A 7,666-nucleotide genomic window follows, 5' to 3' on the forward strand; every position below is an offset into this window, starting at 1 on the left:
AAGAGCTTCTTTCTTACTTTGATGACTTTAATTATAAACCTTCTGTGAATAATCTGACAGATCTCTTTTCGAACAAAGCCGATGTTCCATGCTCTTATTTGCCTCAGCCCTTCATTACTACCCACTCAAAGTTGCCGTTGACGTTTCCGTCACGCAATGAGCGAGCTTAAGAAGATTCAGCCAAACGCTGAATACAGCCACATAACGCTCGTCGGGCATTCAAATGGTGGAGATATATCAATGTTCTTCGCCCAGCAGCATCCAGAACTAGTGAAGAAAGTCGTCACGCTCGATAACTTGCGCGTACCATTCGTGACAGATGGCAGGCTGAAAATCCTGTCGTTTCGTTCAAAGGATCCGAATTATAAGACGGATCCTGGTGTTCTCCCGAGCGACACGCTCGCGAAGGAGGCTGGGATTGATATAGTTAAAACAGGCGCTCAACATACCGATATGAGCGACCGGGGCCCCGATAGCGTCAAGGAAGGCATCGAGACCACCCTCGACAAATTCCTGAACGACGACACCGCAAGAGGGCTCGGGCGGGAAGAAGCCAACAGGCCAGTTGTAGCCGATCCCCAAGCGATGGGTCCTTGATTGTTGTCAGCAGTTTGACCCGAAGGTCCTATACGTTACCCTTGAACCTGCGTCGCGAATTGCCCCCAGCCTACGTTTTCGCTGGGTCTGACGTCACCAACAGCAGATTATCGAAAAGAGTATTTGTACGGGAGTTGTCGCAACATCGAGAGCCGGCAATGCTTACGGCTTGTTGACCCGTCGATAAGGCAGATAACGCGGGGCCCAGATGTGGGCGCGGATCAAACCTTCGATCTCGTCGGCATTGATGCCCTCAGTGAGGTCCTCATTGTGGGCCTGCTGAGCAACCGCCGTCGCGACTGCGGCCGACACATCACGAAGCGATGTCACTGGTGGCAGCAAGTTGCCATTGGGATTCGCTCGGGCCGGAGACACAGCAGCCAGTGCTGTGGCTGCTGCCATGAACATCGAGTCTGTGACGCGCCGGGCCTTGACTGCAATTACGCCCAAACCCACCCCGGGAAATATATAGGAATTGTTGGTCAGATCGACCCTGAATTTGGTTCCCCCGCGCGTGAGCGGCGGAAACGGACTGCCGGTGCCAATGACCGCCCGACCATCAGTCCAATTCTCCAAATCCTCCGGGGTCGCTTCAGCCCGGGAGGTTGGGTTCGACAGTGGGAAGATGATCGGCCGTTCATTGTGTTCCGCCATGGCGCGCACCACGGGTTCAGAGAAGGCGCCAGTCTGGCCCGAGACTCCGATCAGCACGCTGGGTCTTGCGTTCCGCACCACATCCAGGAGCGCGACCTTGTCCGGGTGATCTAATTCTAATTTCCAAGCTCCGGCGACCGATTTGTTCTGCACAAAAGGTTTCTGATAGGAGGCGATGTCACCCATACCTTCAACGAGCAGTCCGTTGCGATCCACCATGAAAATGCGCTCTGCAGCATCGCGCTGCTGGAGTCCGGCATCTGTCATAGCCTTCAGAAGAAGGGTGGCGATGCCGCAGCCGGCCGAACCTGCGCCGAACACTACGACACGCTGCTCCGTGAGCGGCACCTTGGTAACATTGATTGCTGACAAGAGCGTGCCAGTCGCCACTGCCGCCGTCCCCTGTATATCATCATTGAAAGTGCAAAGGCGGTCGCGGTAGTGATTGAGTAAGCGGGTCGCGTTGCTTTTGGCGAAGTCCTCCCATTGCAGCAGAACGTGCGGCCAACGTTCGGCAACGGCGCTCACGAATGTCTCGACGAAGTCGTCGTATTCGGCGCCGCGCACGCGCTCGTGGCGCCAGCCGACATAGAGCGGATCGGCGAGGCATTCGGGATTGTCGGTGCCAACATCAAGCATAATTGGCAGCGTCGTCGCTGGATGAATTCCTCCGCAGGCGGTGTAGAGTGCGAGCTTGCCCAGCGGGATGCCCATGCCGCCAGCGCCCTGATCGCCAAGTCCAAGGATACGCTCGCCGTCCGTCACGACGATCGCCTCGACCCGGTCGAAATGCGGATTGGCCAAAATCTTCTTGAGCGTCCTTTTGTGCGGAAGACTCAGAAATAAGCCGCGCGGTTTTCGGAACAGGCGGCTGAATTGCTGGCATCCGGCGCCGATTGTCGGTGTGTAGACAATCGGCAACAGTTCCTCAATATTCTTCACCAGGAGCGCAAAGAACAGTGTCTCGTTGGTGTCCTGCAGCCCTCGCAGGAATGAATAACGCTCAAGATCCGTCTTGAAGTTGCGAAGCGCTTGGAGACGACGCGAGAGTTGCTCGTCGAGCACGCCGATGTTTGGCGGCAACAGACCATGGAGATCAAACATGTCCCGCTCAGCCTCGGTGAAGGCTGTACCCTTGTTCAGGAGGGGATCAGCGAGAAGGTGGTAGCCGGAGAGAGACGTCGTGACAGTCGTAAGCTCGGCGACAGTGGGGTGTTCTGAGAATTGCTGCAATTGAGAACCTTCCTCACAAGTGAGTTAGACGACATAGACGCGTGCCATGACCAGAGACCACCACGAACGAGAAAGAGACGCTGCGGCGGCGGCTGAGCTCTTCCGACTTTGTCAGGTGCTCCAATCAGAGATCACCAAGTGCGCCGGCTCGTCAAAGAAACAATCCGCGCGCACTAGCATGGTCCGACCTGACATCGGGTAAAGTGCCCAGCAGTATCAAGCCGCGCACTTCTCGGGAGGCGGGGCGGCGGCCCGGAGCCGGCCCCGGCCGAAGGCCACATCCTTGGCCTCAACGCCGAATCCGGTCATAGCCGCGATGATGATTGCGACAATCACAACGACAAGCGTCAGCGCAAGCGCGTAATCGTTGCCGTAGTGAACCGCGATCGCTGCCTGTATCGTGGCGTTTGCAGAGGCGAGTAGGTTGCCGAGTTGATAGACGAAACCGGGGAAGGTGCCCCGCGCCGCGTCGGGAGAGAGCTCGTTAAGATGTACCGGTATAACCCCCCAGGCGCCCTGCACCATGAACTGCATCAGGAATGCGCCGACCGCCAGGAGTATCGGCGTTGTCGAGTAAGCCCACAGCGGTACGATCGGCAGCGAAAGCAGGGCAGCAATGACAATGGCGCGCCGTCGTCCGATGCGCTGCGACAACATGCCAAAAAAAATCCCACCAAGGATCGCGCCGACATTGTAGATCACCGCGATAGTACCAACGACGTGCGGCGAGAGATGGTGCTGGACCTGAAGGAATGTCGGATAGAGATCCTGCGTGCCATGGCTGTAGAAGTTAAAAGCCGTCATCAACAGCACAGCATAGAGACCGAGTTTCCAATGCGAACGCAAGACGGTGAGCGTCCCGCCTTCGGACGATTCGGTGCGCTGCCAGTTCGGTGATTCCGGGACGGCGCGGCGAATATAGAGAACAAGAAGCGCAGGGAGCACCCCGATCATGAACATGCCGCGCCAACCGATTACCGAGAACAGGGTTGCGTAGACAACCGACGCAATGAGGTATCCGCTCGGATAGCCTGCCTGCAAAAGCCCTGACACGAAGCCACGCGACCGGGCCGGAATTGTCTCCATGGCGAGCGAAGCGCCCACTCCCCACTCGCCGCCCATGGCGATACCATAGAGGGCGCGCAACACGATCAGCGCGGTAAGGCTCGGTGCGAACCCGGACGCGAATTCGAGAAGAGAATAGAGCACGACGTTGACCATGAGCGTCGGCCGACGACCGTAACGATCAGCTGCGCGCCCGAACAGGAAGGCGCCGAGCGGCCGCATCGCCAAAGTAAGCAGGATGGCAATGGTGACGTCCCCGATATCGGTGTTAAATTCGGCGGCAATGTCTTTGAGCACAAAGACCAAAAGAAAGAAATCGAACGCGTCCAGTGTCCAACCGAGATAGCAAGCCAACACGACTTTTCGTTGTGTGCTCGACAATCCCGAGAGTGGATCAGGCATTTCCGCTTCTTTCACGGCGCATAACAAACGCCCTCCCAAGATGTCGCCGGTGGACATTGAATATGTCCAACTAAGGTTTTTGACAGACTACACAGGGGCGCTTCTGAAGTCTGAGCAAAATTGCTCTCTTCGGCGAGAGATGGATGAACTCAGCGCAGAAAGTACGTAACCTCCTGAGGCCGTTTTGTATTCAAGTTGTCCAGGACACCACCTAGCGCGTTCAGAACGTTTGTCTCTTGTTGCGGCGCGGCCGTTCGCTACTTAGTGTGAGCAATTCTATACAGTCGTCATTGTCGCATTAAGCCTAGCGTTAAGATCGGGTCTAGCTATGCAATGAATTCAATGAAACATTGCGGATGAAGCTTCCTGTTCGTCTCTGGCGTCTGCGCCGTATTGAAGATTGGCATCCAATCCTAGCGGATCAAGGAACAAGATGAATTCGACACGCGCTGAGGCATACAGATTCATCGACCATACGTTTGATGTCGTCGTCGTCGGTGCCGGCGGTGCCGGTTTGCGCGCCACTCAGGGCACCGTCGAGGCAGACTTGACGACGGCTTGCATTACAAAAGTGTTTCCTACACGCAGTCATACGGTTGCAGCCCAGGGCGGCATTGCAGCCAGTCTCGGCAATCTCGGCGAAGACAGTTGGCAATGGCATATGGTACGATACGGTCAAAGGGTCTGATTGGCTCTGCGACCAAGATGCCATCGAATATATGTGCCGGCAGGCCGTCCCCACCGTCCTCGAACTGGAACATGCGGCCCGCTGACATCGGTCTCACGATCCATCCGCACCCTACGCTGTCTGAAACGATTGGCATGGCAGCGGAAGCGTTCGAAGGAACGATTACCGATTTGTACATGCCGAAGAGGAAATAGGCGGGAGGATCACCAAATGACCGACGTCCCACCGTTTGCCGGCCCAAAGGGGTATCTGGAAAGCCTTATGCACGCTGGCCAGGATGCGATGAAACGATTTGACGATACCCTGGCGTCGGCGGCGGGCCTAAGCAAAAAGGCATCGCTTCCCTCGGGGCATCCGCTGTCGCCCTTTGCGGTTGTCGCCGATCTCCAGCGCGAATATTTAAAGCTGATATGGCGATTGTGGAACGGCATGTTTTTGCAGACCTTTGCCGGCGGAGCGCATTCGGACGTCGCGCTAGCTCGGGGAGACAAGCGCTTCAAGGATGAAGTATGGCATGAACTGCCTTATTACGACCTTCTCAAGCAGTCGTATCTGCTGGGCTCGCGGCAGTTGCACGAATTCGTGGACCGGGCGCAAGTTGATGATCAGACGAAAATGCAGCTTCGATTTTATGCCAAGCAATTTATCGATGCGATGTCCCCGTCGAATTTTCCGGCCACGAATCCAGAAGTGATCAGAACGGCAATCGAGACCCGTGCTGCGAGTCTGACAGAGGGGATGAAGAATCTGATCGAAGACCTCCAGAAGGGGCGGATCACCCGCGTCGATGAGTCGGCCTTCGAGGTCGGACGCAACCTCGCGATAACCCTGGGGTCAGTGGTCTTCGAGAACGAACTGATCCAGCTGATACAATACGCGCCTCAAACGAGTGAAGTCGAAAAGACCCCGCTATTGATCGTGCCGCCCTGCATCAATAAGTATTATCTGCTTGACCTTGGCGCCGGGAACTCGTTCGTCGAATACGCCGTCGCGCAGGGCCATCAAGTATTCCTGATCTCATGGCGCAGCGCGGTACCGGAGATCGGGCATTTGACGTGGGACGATTATCTGGAGAAAGGGCCGCTCAGGGCGCTCGACGTGGTTCTCGACATTGCCGGAGCGGAGCGGGCCCACGCGCTCGGATTTTGCGTCGGCGGTACGATCCTGAGCTGTGCCGCAGCCATTCTGGCTGCACGGCAGCAGCAAAAGCTCGCAACGATCACGCTGCTGACAACCATGCTGGATTTCTCCGACACCGGAGAAATTGGTCTCCTGATCGACGAGGCGTCCGTGGCCCTGCGGGAAGCGACGATAGGGAAGGGCGGCATTCTGCCGGGCAAGGAACTGGCGTTCACTTTCGGAACGCTCCGCGCCAACGATTTGATCTGGCGTTATGTCGTCGACAACTACCTCAAGGGCGCAACGCCCGACGCTTTCGACTTATTGTATTGGGATTCAGACAGTGTCAGCCTGCCGGGCCCGATGTACTGCTGGTACACGCGCAACACCTATCTCGAAAACAACATCAAGGACCCCGGAAAGACCACGCAGTGCGGCGTGCCGGTCGATCTGTCGAAGATTGAAGTGCCGGTCTATCTCCTCGCATCCCGCGAGGATCACATTGTGCCCTGGAAATCGGCGTTTCGCTCGAAGGATCTGATCGGCGGGGAGGCGCGGTTCGTCCTCGCTGCGAGCGGACACGTCGCAGGGGTCATCAACCCTCCGGCTCGAAATAAACGTAGCCACTGGCTCAACGACGATCTGGGGTCCGATCCGCAGAGCTGGTTTGACGCCGCCGGGGAGAAACCCGGAAGCTGGTGGCCGGATTGGGATCGCTGGATGAGACGCCATTCCGGCGGAACGATCCCTGCGCCGGATCGACAGGGTAACGCCAGATTTAGTCCACTCGAGCCTGCCCCCGGTCGGTACGTCAAAGAGAAAACAAATTGAGCGAAAGGGACAGGACAACCGTTTTGCGCCCATCACCAACCTCGAGCCAAGGAAATTACCATGCCAAATGATGTCGTCATCGTCAGCGCCGCCCGGACCCCGGTCGGAAGTTTCAACGGTGCGTTCGCCACCACGCCGGCCCACGATCTCGGCGCCGTCGCGATCAAGGCTGCGCTGGAGCGGGCAGGCATCGAGCCGGGCCGCGTTTCCGAGGTGATCATGGGCCAGACCCTGACTGCGGCGCAGGGCCAGAATCCGGCCCGTCAGGCCTCGATCGCCGCCGGCATCCCGGTGGAAAGCCCGGCCTGGGGCGTCAATCAACTATGCGGCTCCGGCCTGCGCACGGTGGCGCTGGGCTACCAGGCGCTGCTCAACGGCGATTCCGAGATCGTCGTCGCCGGCGGCCAGGAATCCATGAGCATGGCCCCGCACGCCCAATATCTGCGCGGCGGCGTCAAGATGGGCAACTTTGAGCTCGTCGACACCATGATCAAGGACGGGTTGTGGGACGCCTTCAACGGCTACCACATGGGCAACACCGCCGAAAACGTCGCCCGGCAGTACCAGATCACGCGTTCGCAGCAGGACGAGTTCGCGGTCGCCTCGCAGAACAAGGCCGAGGCCGCGCAGAAGGCCGGCAAGTTCAAGGACGAGATCGTCCCGGTCACCATCAAGTCCCGCAAGGGCGACATCATCGTCGATACCGACGAATATCCACGCCACGGCGCAACCCTCGATGCGATGGCCAAACTCAGACCGGCCTTCGAGAAGGACGGCACCGTGACCGCCGGCTCAGCCTCGGGCATCAATGACGGTGCCGCCGCGGTGGTGCTGATGACCGCCAAGCAGGCCGCCAAGGAAGGCAGGAAGGTGCTGGGGCGCATCGTGTCGTGGGGCCAGGCCGGCGTCGATCCCAAGATCATGGGCACCGGGCCGATCCCGGCCTCGCGCGCCGCGCTGAAGAAGGCCGGCTGGAACATCGGCGATCTCGACCTGATCGAGGCCAATGAAGCCTTCGCGGCGCAGGCCTGCGCGGTCAACAAGGACCTCGGCTGGGATACCTCCAAGGTCAACGTC

Annotated in this window: 4 protein-coding genes and 2 pseudogenes; 4 read left to right on the top strand and 2 right to left on the bottom strand. The window is 58.1% G+C overall.

Annotation, left to right across the window (positions count from 1 at the left end; translation table 11 throughout):
* Positions 1–156: 156 nt before the first annotated feature.
* Positions 157–597 (top strand): annotated as a pseudogene (locus QZ213_RS21410) (alpha/beta fold hydrolase); the annotation flags it as partial.
* Positions 598–759: 162 nt separating this feature from the next.
* On the opposite strand, the gene QZ213_RS21415 reads toward QZ213_RS21410, so the two are convergent.
* Both QZ213_RS21415 and QZ213_RS21420 read right to left on the bottom strand, forming a co-directional pair.
* The gene (locus QZ213_RS21415) at positions 760–2,484 is read right to left on the bottom strand and encodes an NAD-dependent malic enzyme (protein WP_291688093.1); all 1,725 of its coding nucleotides are present in this window, start codon (positions 2,482–2,484) and stop codon (positions 760–762) included.
* A 216-nt stretch (positions 2,485–2,700) separates the two neighbouring features.
* The gene (locus QZ213_RS21420) at positions 2,701–3,951 is read right to left on the bottom strand and encodes an MFS transporter (RefSeq protein WP_291688096.1); all 1,251 of its coding nucleotides are present in this window, start codon (positions 3,949–3,951) and stop codon (positions 2,701–2,703) included.
* A gap of 433 nt (positions 3,952–4,384) precedes the next feature.
* On the opposite strand from QZ213_RS21420, the pseudogene QZ213_RS21425 reads away from it, so the two are divergent.
* The 3 genes and pseudogenes from QZ213_RS21425 to QZ213_RS21435 all read left to right on the top strand — a co-directional run.
* Positions 4,385–4,712 (top strand): annotated as a pseudogene (locus QZ213_RS21425) (FAD-binding protein); the annotation flags it as partial.
* Positions 4,713–4,849: 137 nt separating this feature from the next.
* Positions 4,850–6,589 carry a class I poly(R)-hydroxyalkanoic acid synthase gene (gene phaC, locus QZ213_RS21430; RefSeq protein WP_291688094.1) on the top strand — a complete coding sequence of 580 codons (1,740 nt, stop codon included), beginning with the start codon at positions 4,850–4,852 and terminating at the stop codon, positions 6,587–6,589.
* A gap of 60 nt (positions 6,590–6,649) precedes the next feature.
* Positions 6,650–7,666, top strand: a 1,017-nt coding sequence (locus QZ213_RS21435) for an acetyl-CoA C-acetyltransferase (protein ID WP_291688095.1), incomplete at its 3' end; no start/stop codon positions are given.

The organism is Bradyrhizobium sp. (assembly GCF_017881085.1).
GTDB lineage: Bacteria > Pseudomonadota > Alphaproteobacteria > Rhizobiales > Xanthobacteraceae > Bradyrhizobium.

Excerpts from the sequence above, each read along its gene's own strand:
- phaC (WP_291688094.1), top strand. The coding sequence starts at position 4,850 with ATGACCGACGTCCCACCGTTTGCCGGCCCAAAGGGGTATCTGGAAAGC.
- QZ213_RS21420 (WP_291688096.1), bottom strand. The coding sequence starts at position 3,951 with ATGCCTGATCCACTCTCGGGATTGTCGAGCACACAACGAAAAGTCGTG.